Source organism: Rhodococcus sp. IEGM 1341 (assembly GCF_030056895.1).
Lineage (GTDB): Bacteria > Actinomycetota > Actinomycetes > Mycobacteriales > Mycobacteriaceae > Rhodococcoides.
In genome coordinates this window covers 545,186-560,547 of the sequence record NZ_JASHKV010000001.1, presented here as the reverse complement: position 1 = coordinate 560,547, position 15,362 = coordinate 545,186, and the positions used below count along the sequence as shown (strand labels likewise).

At 65.3% G+C, this 15,362-nt stretch carries 15 protein-coding genes; 10 read left to right on the top strand and 5 right to left on the bottom strand.

What is annotated here, in order from left to right; genetic code table 11:
* Positions 1-9 precede the first annotated feature (9 nt).
* Positions 10-915: an alpha/beta hydrolase gene (locus QM615_RS02385; RefSeq protein WP_283346952.1), complete on the top strand. Its 906-nt coding sequence runs from the start codon at positions 10-12 to the stop codon at positions 913-915.
* 1 nt (position 916) lies between these two features.
* Here QM615_RS02385 and QM615_RS02380 read toward each other — a convergent pair whose 3' ends face one another.
* Positions 917-1,360: a hypothetical protein gene (locus QM615_RS02380; RefSeq protein WP_283346951.1), complete on the bottom strand. Its 444-nt coding sequence runs from the start codon at positions 1,358-1,360 to the stop codon at positions 917-919.
* Positions 1,361-1,496: 136 nt separating this feature from the next.
* Between QM615_RS02380 and QM615_RS02375 the strand changes: the two genes are divergently transcribed.
* The 4 genes from QM615_RS02375 to zwf all read left to right on the top strand — a co-directional run bounded on the left by QM615_RS02375 (position 1,497) and on the right by zwf (position 5,734).
* Positions 1,497-2,858: an OFA family MFS transporter gene (locus QM615_RS02375; protein WP_068050714.1), complete on the top strand. Its 1,362-nt coding sequence runs from the start codon at positions 1,497-1,499 to the stop codon at positions 2,856-2,858.
* Positions 2,855-2,971, top strand: coding sequence for an MFS transporter small subunit (locus QM615_RS22410; RefSeq protein ID WP_441344172.1), 117 nt, complete (start codon positions 2,855-2,857; stop codon positions 2,969-2,971). Before QM615_RS02375 ends, QM615_RS22410 begins: the two co-directional genes overlap by 4 nt.
* Positions 2,972-3,006: 35 nt before the next feature.
* Entirely contained in the window at positions 3,007-4,215 is a 1,209-nt protein-coding gene (locus tag QM615_RS02370) for a winged helix-turn-helix domain-containing protein (protein ID WP_283346950.1), read from the top strand.
* Between the two features lie 64 nt (positions 4,216-4,279).
* Entirely contained in the window at positions 4,280-5,734 is a 1,455-nt protein-coding gene (zwf, locus tag QM615_RS02365) for a glucose-6-phosphate dehydrogenase (protein ID WP_149405927.1), read from the top strand.
* 5 nt (positions 5,735-5,739) lie between these two features.
* Here the strand turns inward: zwf and QM615_RS02360 are convergent, their stop codons facing one another.
* A complete protein-coding gene (locus QM615_RS02360) occupies positions 5,740-6,219 on the bottom strand; it encodes a hypothetical protein (RefSeq protein ID WP_149405926.1) in 480 nt (159 codons plus the stop codon).
* Between the two features lie 140 nt (positions 6,220-6,359).
* Here QM615_RS02360 and thyX point away from each other — a divergent pair, with 140 nt between their 5' ends.
* The 3 genes from thyX (at position 6,360) to QM615_RS02345 (ending at position 9,983) form a co-directional block, all read left to right on the top strand.
* Entirely contained in the window at positions 6,360-7,112 is a 753-nt protein-coding gene (gene thyX / locus QM615_RS02355) for an FAD-dependent thymidylate synthase (protein WP_068050707.1), read from the top strand.
* A 100-nt stretch (positions 7,113-7,212) separates the two neighbouring features.
* Complete coding sequence (gene dapA, locus QM615_RS02350; protein WP_032377140.1) at positions 7,213-8,121, top strand: 4-hydroxy-tetrahydrodipicolinate synthase; 909 nt, start codon at positions 7,213-7,215, stop codon at positions 8,119-8,121.
* A gap of 107 nt (positions 8,122-8,228) precedes the next feature.
* On the top strand, positions 8,229-9,983 hold the full coding sequence (locus tag QM615_RS02345; protein ID WP_037189531.1) for a ribonuclease J: 1,755 nt from the start codon (positions 8,229-8,231) through the stop codon (positions 9,981-9,983).
* A gap of 31 nt (positions 9,984-10,014) precedes the next feature.
* Here the strand turns inward: QM615_RS02345 and QM615_RS02340 are convergent, their stop codons facing one another.
* Positions 10,015-10,794: a sulfite exporter TauE/SafE family protein gene (locus QM615_RS02340; RefSeq protein WP_037189530.1), complete on the bottom strand. Its 780-nt coding sequence runs from the start codon at positions 10,792-10,794 to the stop codon at positions 10,015-10,017.
* A gap of 95 nt (positions 10,795-10,889) precedes the next feature.
* On the opposite strand from QM615_RS02340, the gene QM615_RS02335 reads away from it, so the two are divergent.
* Positions 10,890-11,513 carry a TIGR03085 family metal-binding protein gene (locus tag QM615_RS02335; protein ID WP_188078630.1) on the top strand — a complete coding sequence of 208 codons (624 nt, stop codon included), beginning with the start codon at positions 10,890-10,892 and terminating at the stop codon, positions 11,511-11,513.
* 69 nt (positions 11,514-11,582) lie between these two features.
* A complete protein-coding gene (locus QM615_RS02330; protein ID WP_502941858.1) occupies positions 11,583-14,270 on the top strand; it encodes a DNA translocase FtsK in 2,688 nt (895 codons plus the stop codon).
* Positions 14,271-14,356: 86 nt separating this feature from the next.
* Here the strand turns inward: QM615_RS02330 and QM615_RS02325 are convergent, their stop codons facing one another.
* Together QM615_RS02325 and QM615_RS02320 are read right to left on the bottom strand one after the other, a co-directional pair.
* Positions 14,357-14,641, bottom strand: coding sequence for a YciI family protein (locus QM615_RS02325; protein ID WP_149405924.1), 285 nt, complete (start codon positions 14,639-14,641; stop codon positions 14,357-14,359).
* 41 nt (positions 14,642-14,682) lie between these two features.
* Positions 14,683-15,270, bottom strand: a complete 588-nt coding sequence (locus tag QM615_RS02320) for an amino-acid N-acetyltransferase (protein WP_262498345.1) — start codon at positions 15,268-15,270, stop codon at positions 14,683-14,685.
* Positions 15,271-15,362: the final 92 nt, after the last annotated feature.

The window sequence follows — 15,362 nt, the reverse complement described above, 5'->3', positions numbered from 1 at the left end:
CGTGTGTCCATGGACGTCGACCGATACGCCCGATTCCTGCCCGAGCAGTACCGGCCGGTACCGGGGGAGAAGCCCGAGTCGACGTTCTGGATGTGGCGCGACACGCGCGTTCACATCGCCCGCGCTGCGCGGCCCGAATCGAAGGTCCGTGTCATGGCCCTGCACGGTGCCGGGGGTTACTCCGGTCTGCTGTGGCCGTACGCCGCTGTCGCCGTTCGAGAGGGCGTCGAGGTGATGTGCCCCGACCTGCCTCTCTACGGAGATACCGTCGTCTCGGACCCCGCGTCCGTTCGCTACCGCGACTGGATCGATCTGCTGTGCGAGCTCGTGGTTGCCGAGAAGTCTCGCGACGGCCGTCCTCTCGTCCTGTTGGGCGCAAGCATGGGAGGCATGCTCGCGTACGAGGTAGCGCACCGAACGGGGCTGGTGGACAGGGTGATCGCCACCTGTCTGCTCGACCCGGCCGATCCCGGCGCCCGCCGTGCTGCGGCGAGATTCGACGTGCTCGGCGGGCCCGCACCACAGCTGCTTCGGCTGCTCGCCGCCGTCGCGAGCCGAGCACGCATACCCGTCAGATGGATGGCCGACATGGCGAACATGAGCCTGGACGCGGAGCTGTCCGGCCTGTGTGCACGTGACCCCAGAGGCGGCGGAGTGCGTGTTCCGATCGGCTTCCTCGCGAGCTTCTTCGGCTACTCGCACACCCGACCCGAGGACTACGACGGTCCGCCGATACTGCTGACCCACCCCGCCGACGACCGGTGGACGCCACCGGAGGTCAGTATCCGCTTCCTGGAACGCATTCGGGCCGACACCGAGATCGTCATGCTCGACGGGTGCGGTCACCTGCCCGTCGAGGAACCCGGGCTGACCCAACTTGCCGACACCATGAGGTCCGTTCTGGGACGCTACTGACTCAATCGGAATTCTCGGGGGAGTCCGGACGCAGGATGTCGTCGGCCGGGATCGGCAGCGGGATCTCGAGCAGGCGCTCCGGCCAACTCGGATACGCGGGCCTGATCCACACTCGGTTGTCGTCGAGTTGCGTCATCAGCACCCGCCGCCACGGCCAGTCCTCCTGCGGTGCACTCAGATCGGTCTCGGATTCGAGTGGCAGGGGTGCCTTGGTCCAATGTGGAGCCGACAGCGATGCCAGACCGCGATCCTCGAGCTGGGCGATCGCAGTCTCGATCGGCACGCCGTGCGCAACGGTGATGCCGGCGGGATTGACGGCATCGACGGTGTAACCGTCGTCGTATTCGTCCTGTGCACTCGTGTCGTGGGCGACGGTCCACCCGATCACCTCACCGTCGGAGGCTCGTCTCACCGGCAATCTGCTGCGCCACCGCTCGATATCCACTGCCGCGAGGATACGCGGCCAGAAAAGTGAGTTCGGTGAAGAAACTATTGGCAGTTGTGAGCGAGCAGGGCGCTACACGTGTTTGACTGCAGGAGATACTGCACGCTTGTACCGCTTTCTATCTCAAGGGATTTCGATGACCCTCCGCATTCTCGATCGCTCCGCCATCGTCGCGACACCCGAGTGGAGCCGCTGGTTGATACCCCCGGCCGCGCTGTCCATTCACCTCGCGATCGGATCCGCCTACGCCTGGAGCGTGTTCAAGAACGCCATCTCGCAGCCCGACGCACTCGGGCTCAGCGGCACCGTCACTGCCATTCCGTTTCAGCTCGCCATCGTGATGCTCGGCCTGTCCGCGGCGATCTTCGGAACCCGCGTCGAGAAGAACGGTCCGCGGTGGGCGATGGCCGTCTCCCTGGTCTTCTTCGTCTCGGGACTGCTGCTGTCCGCGCTCGGCATGGCCCTCGGACAGTTCTGGCTGGTGATCTTCGGCTACGGGTTCGTCGGCGGTATCGGCCTCGGAATCGGCTACATCTCACCGGTCTCGACCTTGATGAAGTGGTTCCCGGACCGGCCGGGCATGGCCACCGGTATCGCGATCATGGGCTTCGGCGGCGGCGCACTCATCGCGTCGCCCCTCACCAGCCAGTTGATGGTGAACTTCGGCGGTTTCACCGACGGGTCCATCGCCAAGACGTTCCTTACGCTCGGCGTCGGATACGCGGTGTTCATGGCACTGGGAGTCGTGCTGATCAGAGTGCCGGCCGAGGGATGGACCCCGGCCGGATGGACCCCGCCCGCGTCCTCGGCGATGATCTCGACGCACAACGTCTCGGCCGCGAACGCAGTGAAGACTCCCCAGTTCTGGCTGCTGTGGGTCGTCCTGTGCTTCAACGTCACTGCCGGGATCGGCATTCTCGAGCGCGGATCGGGCATCTATCAGGACTTCTTTCCCGACGCGACCTCGCCCGAATCTCTCGCCGCTGCGGCTGCCGGTTTCGTCGCGTTCCTCTCCCTGACCAACATGATCGGACGGTTCGTCTGGTCTTCGGTGTCCGACGTGGTGGGGCGTAAGAACATCTACCGGATGTACCTCGGTGTCGGCGCTCTCCTGTACCTGTACATCGCGTTGTTCACCAACACCAACAAGATCCTGTTCATGGTCTCGGCCTTGCTCATTCTCTCGTTCTACGGTGCGGGATTCGCCACGGTTCCGGCCTATCTCAAGGACCTCTTCGGTACGTATCAGGTAGGCGCGATCCACGGACGACTCCTCACCGCGTGGTCGGTGGCCGGTGTCCTGGGGCCGCTGATCGTCAACGCCATCGCCGACGCCGGAGAACCCGGAACCACCGGCCGATACCTACCGGCGTTCTACGTGATGATCGGTCTGCTCGTGGTCGGCTTCCTTGCCAACGAGGCGATCAAGCCGGTCGCATCGAAGTACCACGAAGCCGATCCGGCGAAGGCCGCGACGACCACAGGAGCGAAGGCATGAGCGGCGGACGCAAGCAGGTCACGATGGCGGTCGCATGGGCGTGGGTTGCCGTGCCGTTCGCCTACGGACTGTACGAACTGATCCTCAAGGCGGCGAACCTGTTCAGCACGTGAGTCGACGTGTCGGTGGGCCGTGACAGGCTGGTCCGATGCAGGAGATGAGTGCCGCCGCCGCGCGTCGTACCGCCCTGGCCGCCCAAGGGCTGGCGTCGAGGCGGTCGCGTACTCGGCCGGCGAGCAAGGCCGCGGTTCACGCAGCCATCGACACCACCGGACTGTTGCAGATCGACTCCGTGTCGGTGGTGGTGCGCGCGCACTACGCACCGGTGTTCAGCCGCGTCGGTGCCTACGATCGCACTGTCGTCGACGACGCCGCATGGACCGACACTGCGCGTCGACCTCGTCGAATGGTGGAGTACTGGGCCCACGAGGCCGCATTGCTGCCCGTGGAGGACTGGTCGCTGATGCGATGGCGAATGGAGCTGTATCGACACGGGCGGTGGGGCGGAGCTGCTCACATCCTCGATCGCGAACCGACTCTCGTCGACGACGTCCTCGCGGTGATCGGCGACATCGGTGCGGCCAGCGCGGGTGAGATCGAGAAGCACCTCGAACTGGACACCCCCGGTCGCAAAGGTCCCTGGTGGGATCGCAGTGATGTCAAGGTCGTCTGCGAACAGCTGTTCGCGGCCGGCGTGGTGACCGTGCCGACACGGACGGGATTCGTGCGCCGGTACGAGCTCAGCGAACGGGTGATCCCGGAGAACGTTCTGCACAGGCGCGTCGACGAACCGGACGCGGTGCGGCAACTGATCGAAAAGTCCTCTCGGGCATTGGGAATCGGTACCGAGCCGGATCTGAGGGACTACTACCGGCTCTCGCAGAAGCAGGCCAAGGCGGCGATCGGCGATCTCGTCGAGGACGGCGTACTCGAACAGGTGACCGTCCGAGGCTGGAACGCACCGGCATACCTGCACCGCGACGCCAGGACACCACGAGTGGCCACCGCTGCCGCACTGCTGTGCCCGTTCGATCCGATGATCTTCTTTCGGCCCCGGGTACAGCGAATGTTCGACTTCCACTACCGAATCGAGATATACACCCCACAGCACAAGCGAGTCCACGGCTACTACGTGTTTCCCTTTCTGCTCGACGGGCATCTGGTGGCTCGCGTCGATCTCAAGGCAGTGCGAGCGCAGTCCGAACTGCACGTGATCGCGGCCTACGTCGAAGGCGACCGCAACGCCGGTGACATTGCGCCTCGACTACGAGGCGTGCTGCGGGAGATGGCGGATTGGCTCGAACTCGAACGCGTGGTGGTGGGGGACCGGGGAGACCTCGTCGCCGCACTGCGATGACGTCGGTCGGGGGGTCGATTCTGCCGAAGTGCAGGTCGGCAGAATCGGTGTCACTATTTCCAGTGTGACTTCGCGCCGGACAGACACCGCCCCCGAACTCCCACCCCAGGTCGTCGTCCTGTTCGGGGCGACAGGAGACCTGGCCAAGCGAAAACTGCTGTCCGGGATGATGCATCTGGCGCTGTCCGATCTCGCGCCGAACATCCGGGTCGTCGGCACATCTCTCGAAGAGATGTCGACCGACGAATTCCGCGCTCTCGCTCGCGAATCGATCAACACCCACTCCAGTCGCAAAGTCGGCGACGAGCAATGGAATCGTTTCGCCTCGCGACTGACCTACGTGTCGCAGCAGGCAGGACCGGCGGCGTTGGGGGAGGCCGTGGCCGAGGCCGAGATCGACCTCGGAGGAAGCGCCGAACGGCTGCACTACCTGTCTGTTCCGCCGAGAGCTGCTCTGGCAGTGGTGGATACGCTCGCATCGGCAGATCTGGTGAAGCGCTCCCGAATCATCATGGAGAAGCCGTTCGGCACCGACCTCGAGAGCGCGATCGCGCTGAACGCTCGGGTTCACCAAACGTTCGACGAGGATCAGGTCTTCCGGATCGATCACTTCCTCGGCAAGGAACCCGCTCAGAACATCCTGGCCTTCCGGTTCGCCAACGGGTTGTTCGAGCCGATCTGGAACCGCAACTTCATCGATCACGTCCAGATCGACATTCCGGAGAAGCTCGCACTGGACGGCCGAGCCGGATTCTACGAATCCACCGGCGCGTACAAGGACATGGTGGTCACGCACCTGTTCCAGGTGCTGGCATTCATGGCCATGGAACCGCCGACGGCGCTCGAACCCCGCGCCATCAGCGAGGAGAAGAACAAGGTCTTCCGATCCATGCTGCCCCTGGACCCGAAAAACGTTGTGCGAGGACAATACTCGGGGTACCGATCAGAAGAGGGTGTAGCCCCCGACTCCGATACCGACACCTTCGTGGCTCTCAAGTGTGAGATCGACAATTGGCGCTGGGCCGGTGTGCCCTTCTATCTGCGCAGCGGTAAGCGACTCGCCGAAGGGCAGCGCATCATCTCGATCGCCTTCAGGGAACCACCGAAGAGCATGTTCCCGGCCGGCTCGGGTGTGGGAGCGCAAGGTCCCGACCACCTGACCTTCGACCTCGCGGACGCCTCGAAGGTCTCGCTGTCGTTCTACGGCAAGCGGCCCGGTCCCGGTATGCACCTCGACAAACTGAGCATGCAGTTCGCGATTCACGAAACCGAACGAGTCGGAGACGTACTCGAAGCCTACGAACGGCTGATCCTCGACGCCATGTACGGCGACCACACCCTGTTCACCACGGCCGAGGGCATCGAGCGGCTGTGGCAGGTGTCCGAACCGCTGCTGGCCGATCCACCCCCGGTCCGGTCGTACGCACCGGGGTCGTGGGGGCCCAACGCAATTCATCAGCTCATCGCCCCACACGCGTGGCGGTTGCCCTTCGAGCGGGAGTGGCGCGAGAAGAAGTAGGCCGATCAGTTGTTCCAGCCACGGTCCTTGCGCATCTGATCACGCAGTGCGCCCTGAACTGCCTGCGACAACCACGAATTGAGCGACACTCCGCTGTTGTTCGCGGCGTCCTCGGCCCGTTCCTTGATCTGCTCGACCAATCGCAGCGTCACCCGTCGGACCTCACCGGACACGTCGTCCATGGTCGGGTAGTCCTCGGTGACGGGCTCTGCCGGATCGCCGTCGTGCAGACCGGGCAGCGGGCCGTCGCGTCGAACATCGGCGTGCGCCTGCGTACCGTCGAGGCGAACGGTGACCGTATGACCATCCAGGTCGTTCGATACCTCTGCCGCGAAGTCCGACAGTGCCGTGAGCAGCATCAATCTGGCCGACGCCTCCGCCGTCTTGCCGAGAGCTTCGGCCGTCTGGCGAGTGTGCTCGTCGCCCAGAGCGGCCGCCGCGAGTAGATCCGTGCGTAGCGACGCGGTGTACTTGTCCAGTTCCATGACGCCAGTGTGGCGTCATAGTTGACGTCGGTCAAGCGCGCCTGGTGACGTCATGTGGCGGCACGGTGACGCCATCGTTCGCCGGGCATCGGTGCCGCGTTTAGGGTTGTGCGGTGTCAGCAGAAAACGAAGGTAGAGCTGTGCCGCGGACGGTTGCGCTGAAAGTGCAACTGGTCGCCCGAACCGAGTTCGTTCCGCCCGTCGACATTCCCTGGGAAACCGACGCAGACGGCGGGCAGGCATTGGTCGAGTTCGCCGGTCGTGCCTGCTACCAGAGCTGGTCCAAGCCCAATCCTCGGACCGCGACCAATGCGTCGTATCTGCGTCATCTGCTCGACGTCGGACACCTGTCGGTTCTCGAGCACGCGAGCGTGAGCTTCTACATCACCGGAATCTCGCGATCGTGCACACACGAACTCATTCGGCACCGACACTTCTCCTACTCGCAACTCTCGCAGCGGTTCGTTCCCGAACACGACGCCAACGTGGTTCTTCCACCGGCTGTCGAAGGCGATCCCGAGCTGGAAGCGCTGTTCGCGTCTGCGACCGAGGCGAGTCGGGCGGCCTACACCGAACTGCTCGGTGCGCTGGAGGGGAAACTGGAATCGGTCACCAACGCCGCTCTGCGGGGTAAACAGGCGCGGCAGGCGGCTCGGTCGGTGTTGCCGAACGCGACCGAGACACGCGTGGTGGTGAGCGGAAACTACCGAGCATGGCGGCATTTCGTGTCGATGCGCGCCTCCGAGCATGCGGACGTGGAGATTCGACGCGTTGCCGTCGAATGTCTGCGTAAGCTCGTGGGAGTGGCTCCCGACGTGTTCGGCGACTTCGAGATCTCGACGCTGCCGGACGGCACGGAAGTCGCCCGCAGCCCGTTCGTGACCGAGGTCTGAGTACGAGGTTCGGTTGCGGCGTAGACCGGGTATGGCTGGACCTTGTCGGCGGGGAGTCCCGCTGCGCGAGAGTGGGCAAAGCACCGGGTAATCTGCTGCCATGACCTACGGTGACGCCGCTCCTTCCGTTGCGCCTGTGTTCGGTACGGTGCTCACCGCGATGGTGACCCCGTTCACAGCGGACGGCAAGTTGGATATCGATGCGGGCGTTCGGCTGGCACATCATCTCGTCGAGCAGGGCAACGACGGACTGGTTCTGGCCGGCACAACGGGCGAGTCGCCGACCACCACCGAGAACGAGAAGCTCGAACTGCTCCGCGCGGTGATCGCCGCGGTCGGTCATCGGGCACGCATCATCGCCGGAGCCGGCAGCAACGACACCGCACACAGCGTCGAGCTGGCCCGTGACGCCGCCCGTGCAGGCGCACACGGTCTTCTGGTCGTCACCCCGTACTACTCCCGCCCGCCGCAGGCCGGTCTGTACGCGCACTTCACCGCGGTCGCGAACGCCACCGACCTGCCCGTGATGCTCTACGACATTCCGCCGCGGTCGGTCGTTCCCATCGAGACCGAGACGTTGCGTCGACTCGCCGAGCATCCACGGATCCTCGCGGTCAAGGACGCCAAGGGCGATCTGAACGCCGGCGCCGAACTGATCGCGTCGACCGGGTTGCAGTTCTACTCCGGCGACGACCCACTGAACCTGCCCTGGCTCTCGGTCGGAGCAACCGGCTTCGTCAGCGTCATCGGCCACCTCGTTCCGGCTCGCCTCCGCGAGCTGCACACCGCCTTCATGATGGGCGACATCGCGCGTGCTCAGGCGATCAACGTCAGCCTCATCCCGGTCATTCGTTCGGTCGCGCGCCTCGGCGGCGTCAGCGCATCGAAGGCCGGCCTTCGCCTCATCGGAATCGACGTCGGCGAACCACGACTTCCCCAGGTGCCACCGAGCATCGACCACATCGAATTGCTCGCAGCAGAGCTGCGGGCGGCAGGAGTTCTTGTATGACACGACCGAACAGATCGCGCGGACGCGCAACCCGAAACGCCGGACCCCCCTCCGAGCGTCCGGCCCCGAAGCAGGGCCAACCGGCAGGGGCTCGGCAGGGAAAGCCGATGGTGCAGAACTCGGCGCGCACTCAGCGTCCCGACAAGCGTCGTGAATTCGATCCGACCGAGCGTCTCGGCACACCGCCGAAGGCCCCGTTCAAGGGCCTGCGAGTGGTCGCACTCGGTGGCATCGGCGAAATCGGTCGCAACATGACGGTGTTCGAGCACCAGGGCAAAATGCTGATCATCGACTGCGGCGTGCTCTTTCCCGAGGATCAGCAGCCGGGTGTCGACCTGATCCTGCCCGACTTCCGGCACATCGAGAATCGCATGGCCGACGTCGAGGCCGTGGTCCTGACGCACGGTCACGAGGACCACATCGGTGCTGTCCCGTTCCTGCTGCGCCTGCGTCCGGACCTACCCGTCGTCGGATCCAAGTTCACCCTCGCGCTCGTCGCGGCCAAGTGTCGTGAGCACCGATTGCGGCCGAACCTCGTCGAGGTCATCGAGGGCCAGCACACGCAGCACGGCCCGTTCGATTGCGAATACTTCGCGGTGAACCACTCCATTCCCGATGCGCTCGCAATCGCCATCAGGACCGATGCCGGGCTGGTGCTGCACACGGGTGACATCAAGCTCGATCAGCTGCCGCTCGACGGTCGTCTGACCGACCTGGCCGGCTTCTCCCGGCTCGGCGACGAGGGTGTCGACCTCTTTCTGGTCGACTCCACCAATGCCGAGGTGCCCGGATTCGTCACGCCGGAACGCGAGATCGGCGGAGTACTCGACACCGTCATCGGCAAGGCGAAGCAGCGCGTCATCGTTGCGTCGTTCGCCAGTCACGTGCACCGCATTCAGCAGGTCATCGACGTCGCCGAGCGGTACAACCGCCGCGTGGCATTCGTCGGCCGGTCGATGGTCCGCAACATGCAGATCGCTCAGGATCTCGGCTACCTGCGTGTGCCCGACGGCCTCGAGGTCAATGTCGACACTGCCGCAACGCTTCCCGACGACCGGTTGGTGCTGATCTCCACCGGTTCGCAGGGCGAGCCGTTGTCGGCGCTGTCCCGGATGGCTCGCGGCGAGCATCGCCAGATCAACGTCAAGGCGAACGATCTCGTGGTGCTGGCGTCCTCACTCATTCCCGGCAACGAGAACTCGGTGTTCGCGGTGGTCAACGGCCTCGCCAAGCGGGGTGCGACCGTCGTGACGCAGCAGAACGCGAAGGTTCACGTCTCCGGCCATGCGTCGGCGGGAGAGCTGCTCTACCTCTACAACGCCGTTCGGCCCACCAATGCCATGCCGGTACACGGCGAGTGGCGTCACCTGCGCGCCAACGCGGCGCTGGCCAAGGCGACGGGCGTACCCGAGGAGCGAGTGGTGCTGGCCGAGGACGGCGTGGTGGTCGACATGGTCGACGGTCTCGCCGAGATCGTCGGACAGGTGCCCGTGGGGCACGTCTACGTCGACGGCCTCTCGGTCGGTGACGTCGGCGATTCGACGCTGTCCGACCGACTGGTGCTGGGCGAGGGCGGTTTCATCGCGATCAGCGTCGCCGTCGATTCGGCCACCGGTCGTGCAGTGACCGCACCCGAGGTGTCCGGTCGCGGATTCTCCGACGATCCGGCTGCACTCAAGGAAGCCGGTCAACTCGTCGAGTCGGAGTTGCAGCGTCTGGCGTCCGACGGCGTGTCCGATACGCACCGCATCGCGCAGGCAGTGCGTCGTGTCGTCGGTCGGTGGGTGGCGGACAAGTATCGCCGCAAGCCGATGATCGTTCCGACGATCATCGCGGTCAAGCCGCAACCGCAGTCGAACTAGGCGCTCCCACAGTCGAACTGGACGCGATCGTCTAGACGAGCAGTCTCCAGAGTCCGATCAGACCCAGGACGACGATGGCACCGCGCAGGGCCGCCGGCGAGAGCCGGCGGCCGTAGCGCGCTCCGACGGCTCCTCCGATCAGTGAGCCGACCGCGATCAGTCCCGCTGCCTGCCAGCTGATGTCGTCGAAGCGAAAGATCGTGTACGTCACCGCTGCAACGACATTGACGACCAATGACAGAAGATTCTTGGCTGCGTTCATCCGCTGCATGGTCTCGGGGAGCAGCGCTCCCATCACCCCGATGAGCAGAATGCCCTGTGCGGCGGTGAAATAGCCGCCGTAGATGCCGACCAGCAGAGTGCCGCCGGTGACCAAGGCCATCCGGGTACGGCTGATGTGGTTCGCGGCCTTGCCTGCGGCTTCCGATCGCCGTTTGGCCCAGGCCTGGATTCTCGGTTGTGCGACAACGAGAATCAGCGCGCCGATGAGCAACACCGGAACCACTGCGGCGAACACGGTTTCGGGTAGATGGAGCAGCAGCCAGGCACCGCCGAGCGCGCCGAAGAACGAGGCAGGCAACTGCCACCGCAGTCGATGCCACTGCCCGCGCAGTTCGCGCCGATAACCCCACGTACCCGAGACGCTTCCCGCCACCAGGCCCACCGCATTGGACATGGTGGCGACCACCGGGGGATAGCCGAATGCGACCAACGTCGGAAACGTGATCAGCGTCCCGGAACCGACGACGGCGTTGATGGCTCCGGCTCCGAGTCCGGCGAGCAGGATGACGAGAATTTCCGATACCGGCACTGTTGGGAGGCTACCGACGCCGCAGGTGCATCGAACATCGGGGAGTGTGGGGCGGCGGGATGCCGTCGGATCGCTCGGGACGTACCGTGGACCGCGTGAGCCTCGCCCAGGATGAACGTTCCCAACTGGTCCAGACCCTTCTCGACGTGGGTCCCGATGCGCCGACGCTGTGCGGAGAGTGGACCGCAGCCGATCTGGCGGCGCATCTCGTCGTCCGGGAACGACGCCTGGACGCCTCGCCCGGCATATTTCTCTCTCCGCTCGCGGGATACACGGAGCGCGTCCAGCGATCCGTTGCGAACAAACCGTTCACGACGGTAGTGGAGGACATACGGACGGGGCCGCCCATGTGGTCGCCGTTCGCACTGCTGGACCCCCTGATCAATCTCGGTGAGATGTTCGTTCATCACGAGGATCTCCGCAGGGCAGGCGAGAGCTGGACTCGACGAGTGTTGCCCGCCGCGGTGGAAACGCGCCTGTGGCCGCAGGTTCGGTTGATAGGCCGGGCCGGACACCGTTCTGCGCCGATTCCGGTTCACGTCCGCACCCCGGACGGTCGCACGGCCACGTTCAAGGGTGGATCGGGCCCGGGCGTGACCGTGGTGGGGGAGCCGTCGGAACTGCTGCTCTACGCGTTCGGGCGCGATCAGATCGAGGTGCTGTACGAGGGTTCGGCGGACGACGTGGCTGCCGTGAAGGCACTCGATCTGAGCTTCTGACACATTCACCCCCGCTGTTACTGGTGTTGCGGATGGTTTCGACGGGGCTGTTGCGACTAGCCTGTGGGCATGGCAGGAAAGACCAGCACCTCCACCGCCAGAGCCGGATCCAGCGGATCCGGCTCCTCGCGCGCGTCCGGCACCGCCCGTAAATCCGGTGGCGGGCGTACTGCGCGCACCGTGACGACGCCGAAGAAGCCCACCGCGCCGCGCAACCCCGCGACGTCGCGTGCGAACGCGTCCTCCCGTGGCAAGGCCCCAGCCAGGGGCGCGTCGACGGCTCGGCGGCCTGCGGCGAAGAAGAAGTCACGCGGTGCCCTCGACGCGATCGGGCGAGGTATCGCCTCCACCTGGTCGATGGCAGCACGCGGAGTCGGTGCCACGACGCGGACGGTGAGCAAAGCCGCCGACATCGAGCACGGCCACCGGCGAGACGGGATCGCCCTCGGACTGATCGCCGTCAGTGTCGTCGTCGCCGCGAGTGTGTGGCTGAGCGCCGGGGGACCGGTCGGCGAATGGATCGAGGTGGGTATCCGCGCCGTCATCGGTGAAGCCGGCTACGTCGCGCCCGTGCTCGGTATCGCCATCGCCGTCGTTCTGATGCGCTCCGAACCGCATCCCGAGGTACGGCCGCGACTTGTTCTGGGATCGATCCTGCTCGGCCTGCCGATCCTCGGCCTGTGGCACATGGCCGCAGGCTCACCGACCGACGCCGCCGGCCGATCCGAGGGCGCAGGCTTCATCGGATACGTGGCAGGCGGACCCATAGCCGACGGCCTCACCGTGTGGCTGGCCGTGCCGTTGTTGCTGCTCGCCGGCCTGTTCGGCGTACTCCTGCTCACCGGCACCACCGTGCGCGACGTACCCGATCGGATGCGTGCACTGTTCGGCACCGACAGCCGCGGCGACGAATACGACGAGTACGACCCGGCCGACTTCGGCTCCGAATTCGGTGACGAGGGCTACGGCGACTACGACAGCAACTTCGACGCCGACGGCTACCCGGTCCACGGCGGCGCGGACCCCTACGACAACTACCCGACCGAGGAATACATCCCGGTCGTCAAGCCGCCACGCGCGCGCAAGACCCCGCCGCCCGAGGCTGCCACCGAGGTCATCGCACCCGCCGCCGCTGTCCCCGCACCTGCTCCCGAGCCGGTCGCGCCACCGCGGCCGAAGCCCAAGCCGATCGTGAAGGCGGCCGAGCCGAAACAGCCGGCCGAGGACGACAAGATCGTCGTCGATCGCGTCGTCGACGGGGATTACACGCTGCCGTCGCTGTCGCTGCTGATCGACGGAGATCCGCCCAAGACCCGCAGCCAGGCCAACGACGCCATGATCGAGGCGATCTCCGAGGTACTCGAACAGTTCAAGATCGATGCCGCGGTCACCGGTTTCACCCGCGGCCCCACGGTCACCCGCTACGAGGTGGAGTTGGGCCCCGGCGTCAAGGTCGAGAAGATCACGGCACTCGCACGCAACATCGCCTACGCCGTCGCCACCGACAACGTTCGCCTGCTCGCGCCTATCCCGGGCAAGTCCGCGGTCGGTATCGAGGTGCCCAACTCGGACCGTGAGATGGTCCGTCTGGCGGACGTACTGACCGCGCCGTCGACGCGCAAGGATCACCATCCGTTGGTGATCGGACTCGGTAAGGACATCGAGGGCGACTTCGTCAGCGCCAACCTCGCGAAGATGCCGCACTTGCTGGTGGCCGGATCCACCGGTTCCGGTAAGTCGAGCTTCGTGAACTCGATGCTCGTCTCGCTGCTCGCAAGGGCGACCCCGGACGAGGTTCGGATGATCCTGATCGACCCGAAGATGGTGGAGCTGACGCCCTACGAGGGAATTCCGCACCTCATCACCCCGATCATCACGCAGCCCAAGAAGGCTGCCGCGGCGCTGGCCTGGCTCGTCGAGGAGATGGAGCAGCGTTACCAGGACATGCAGATCAACAAGGTCCGTCACATCGACGACTTCAACAAGAAGGTGCGGTCCGGCGAGATCACCGCACCACTGGGCAGCGAACGCGTCTACCGGCCGTATCCCTACATCCTGGCCATCGTGGACGAGCTGGCCGACCTGATGATGACTGCCCCGCGTGACGTCGAAGAGGCGATCGTGCGGATCACCCAGAAGGCGCGCGCCGCCGGCATTCACCTGGTGCTCGCCACCCAGCGTCCTTCGGTCGACGTCGTGACGGGCTTGATCAAGACGAACGTGCCGTCGCGTCTGGCCTTCGCCACGTCGTCCCTGACCGACTCCCGCGTCATCCTGGACCAGCCGGGTGCGGAGAAGCTCATCGGTATGGGAGACGCGCTCTTCCTACCGATGGGTGCGGGCAAGCCGACGCGTCTGCAGGGTGCGTTCATCACCGACGAGGAAATCGCCGCCGTCGTCGACTTCGCCAAGAACCAGGCCGAGCCGGAGTACAACGAGACCGTCACCGCTGCGAAGGTCTCGGACAAGAAGGACGTCGACCCGGACATCGGCGACGACCTCGACGTGCTGTTGCAGGCGGTCGAACTGGTCGTGACGAGTCAGTTCGGTTCGACGTCGATGCTGCAACGCAAGCTTCGAGTCGGCTTCGCCAAGGCCGGGCGATTGATGGACCTGATGGAGAACCGCGGAGTGGTCGGCCCGAGCGAAGGCTCGAAGGCCCGCGAGGTACTAGTCAAGCCCGACGAGCTCGACGGTCTGCTGTGGTCGATCAAGGGCGGAGACCCGGACGAGCAGCCCGCGTCGGAGGAGTTCTGACCGCTTCCCGGCCTGGGTGAATGGACCACTGCAGCCGTCTCGGCGGTGCAGTGGTCCATTCACGCGAACGGGGGGAGTGGGGCAGATCAGGACGTGAAGGTGCCCATGACGGGCGTCCATTCGTGGAAGGTCGCCGACTCGATCAGGTTCTCCACCGCGAACGGGTCTTGCGCGAACAGCTTCTCGACGGTGGCAGCATCCGCGCCCTCCACCAGCAGGAGCGCACCGCTGCCGTCGGCGTACGGTCCACTCGACACCAGAGTTTTCCGGTCGAGTAGGTCGGCCAACCAGGCGCGGTGCGCTGCGCGGTGGGTGTCGCGTCCGTCCGTGGTGGCGGGTGAGTAGGTGTAGCTGACGGCGATCAGGGGCATGGAGCTCTCTTCCGGATTCGAGGGGTGATCCCGGAATTCTGTCAGAGCGACAGCAGCATCCGCGTGTTGCCCAGAGTGTTCGGTTTGACGTAACTCAGGTCCAGGAACTCCGCCACGCCGGTGTCGTACGAACGGCACATTTCCGCATAGACCTCGGCCGTCACGGGGGTTCCGTCGATCTCGGCGAACCCGTGTCGAGAGAAGAAGTCCACCTCGAAGGTCAGCACGAACACTTTCTGCAACGCCAGATCACGAGCGACCTCGATCAGTTTGGCGACGATCAGGTGGCCTGCGCCGTGCCCCTTGGCGGCGGGATCGACGGCGACCGTGCGAACCTCGCCCAGATCGGCCCACAGCACATGCAACGCACCGCAGCCGATGATCTCGCCGTCACGCTCGGCGATCCAGAACTCCTGCACCGCCTCGTACAGGGTGACGAGGTTCTTCTCGAGCAGAATGCGTCCGGCGTAGATGTCGATCAAACGCTTGATCTCGGGGATGTCGGAGGTTCTGGCTCGACGCACGACGAGGGTGCCGTCGTTCGCGGAGCCGAGGTCCGCGATGTCGGATTGCACGTCGGATTCGGGGTCTGCGATGTCGCGACTCGCCCGATTCGGCCCAGAAGTCATGGGGTGAACAGTAGTCAGTACCGCAACCGATAAACTTTTCGTGTGTCGTTCAGTGAGCTGTGTCCCCGTCTCGGCGGATCGGTGCTGCGCCG

What these genes read in the sequence shown, in the direction of transcription:
- QM615_RS02385 (WP_283346952.1), top strand. Translation starts at nt 10, where the DNA reads ATGGACGTCGACCGATACGCCCGATTCCTGCCCGAGCAGTACCGGCCG.
- QM615_RS02370 (WP_283346950.1), top strand. Translation starts at nt 3,007, where the DNA reads ATGCAGGAGATGAGTGCCGCCGCCGCGCGTCGTACCGCCCTGGCCGCC.
- QM615_RS02320 (WP_262498345.1), bottom strand. Translation starts at nt 15,270, where the DNA reads ATGACTTCTGGGCCGAATCGGGCGAGTCGCGACATCGCAGACCCCGAA.
- QM615_RS02375 (WP_068050714.1), top strand. Translation starts at nt 1,497, where the DNA reads ATGACCCTCCGCATTCTCGATCGCTCCGCCATCGTCGCGACACCCGAG.
- QM615_RS02360 (WP_149405926.1), bottom strand. Translation starts at nt 6,219, where the DNA reads ATGGAACTGGACAAGTACACCGCGTCGCTACGCACGGATCTACTCGCG.
- QM615_RS02345 (WP_037189531.1), top strand. Translation starts at nt 8,229, where the DNA reads ATGGTGCAGAACTCGGCGCGCACTCAGCGTCCCGACAAGCGTCGTGAA.
- QM615_RS22410 (WP_441344172.1), top strand. Translation starts at nt 2,855, where the DNA reads ATGAGCGGCGGACGCAAGCAGGTCACGATGGCGGTCGCATGGGCGTGG.
- QM615_RS02330 (WP_502941858.1), top strand. Translation starts at nt 11,583, where the DNA reads ATGGCAGGAAAGACCAGCACCTCCACCGCCAGAGCCGGATCCAGCGGA.
- QM615_RS02325 (WP_149405924.1), bottom strand. Translation starts at nt 14,641, where the DNA reads ATGCCCCTGATCGCCGTCAGCTACACCTACTCACCCGCCACCACGGAC.
- dapA (WP_032377140.1), top strand. Translation starts at nt 7,213, where the DNA reads ATGACCTACGGTGACGCCGCTCCTTCCGTTGCGCCTGTGTTCGGTACG.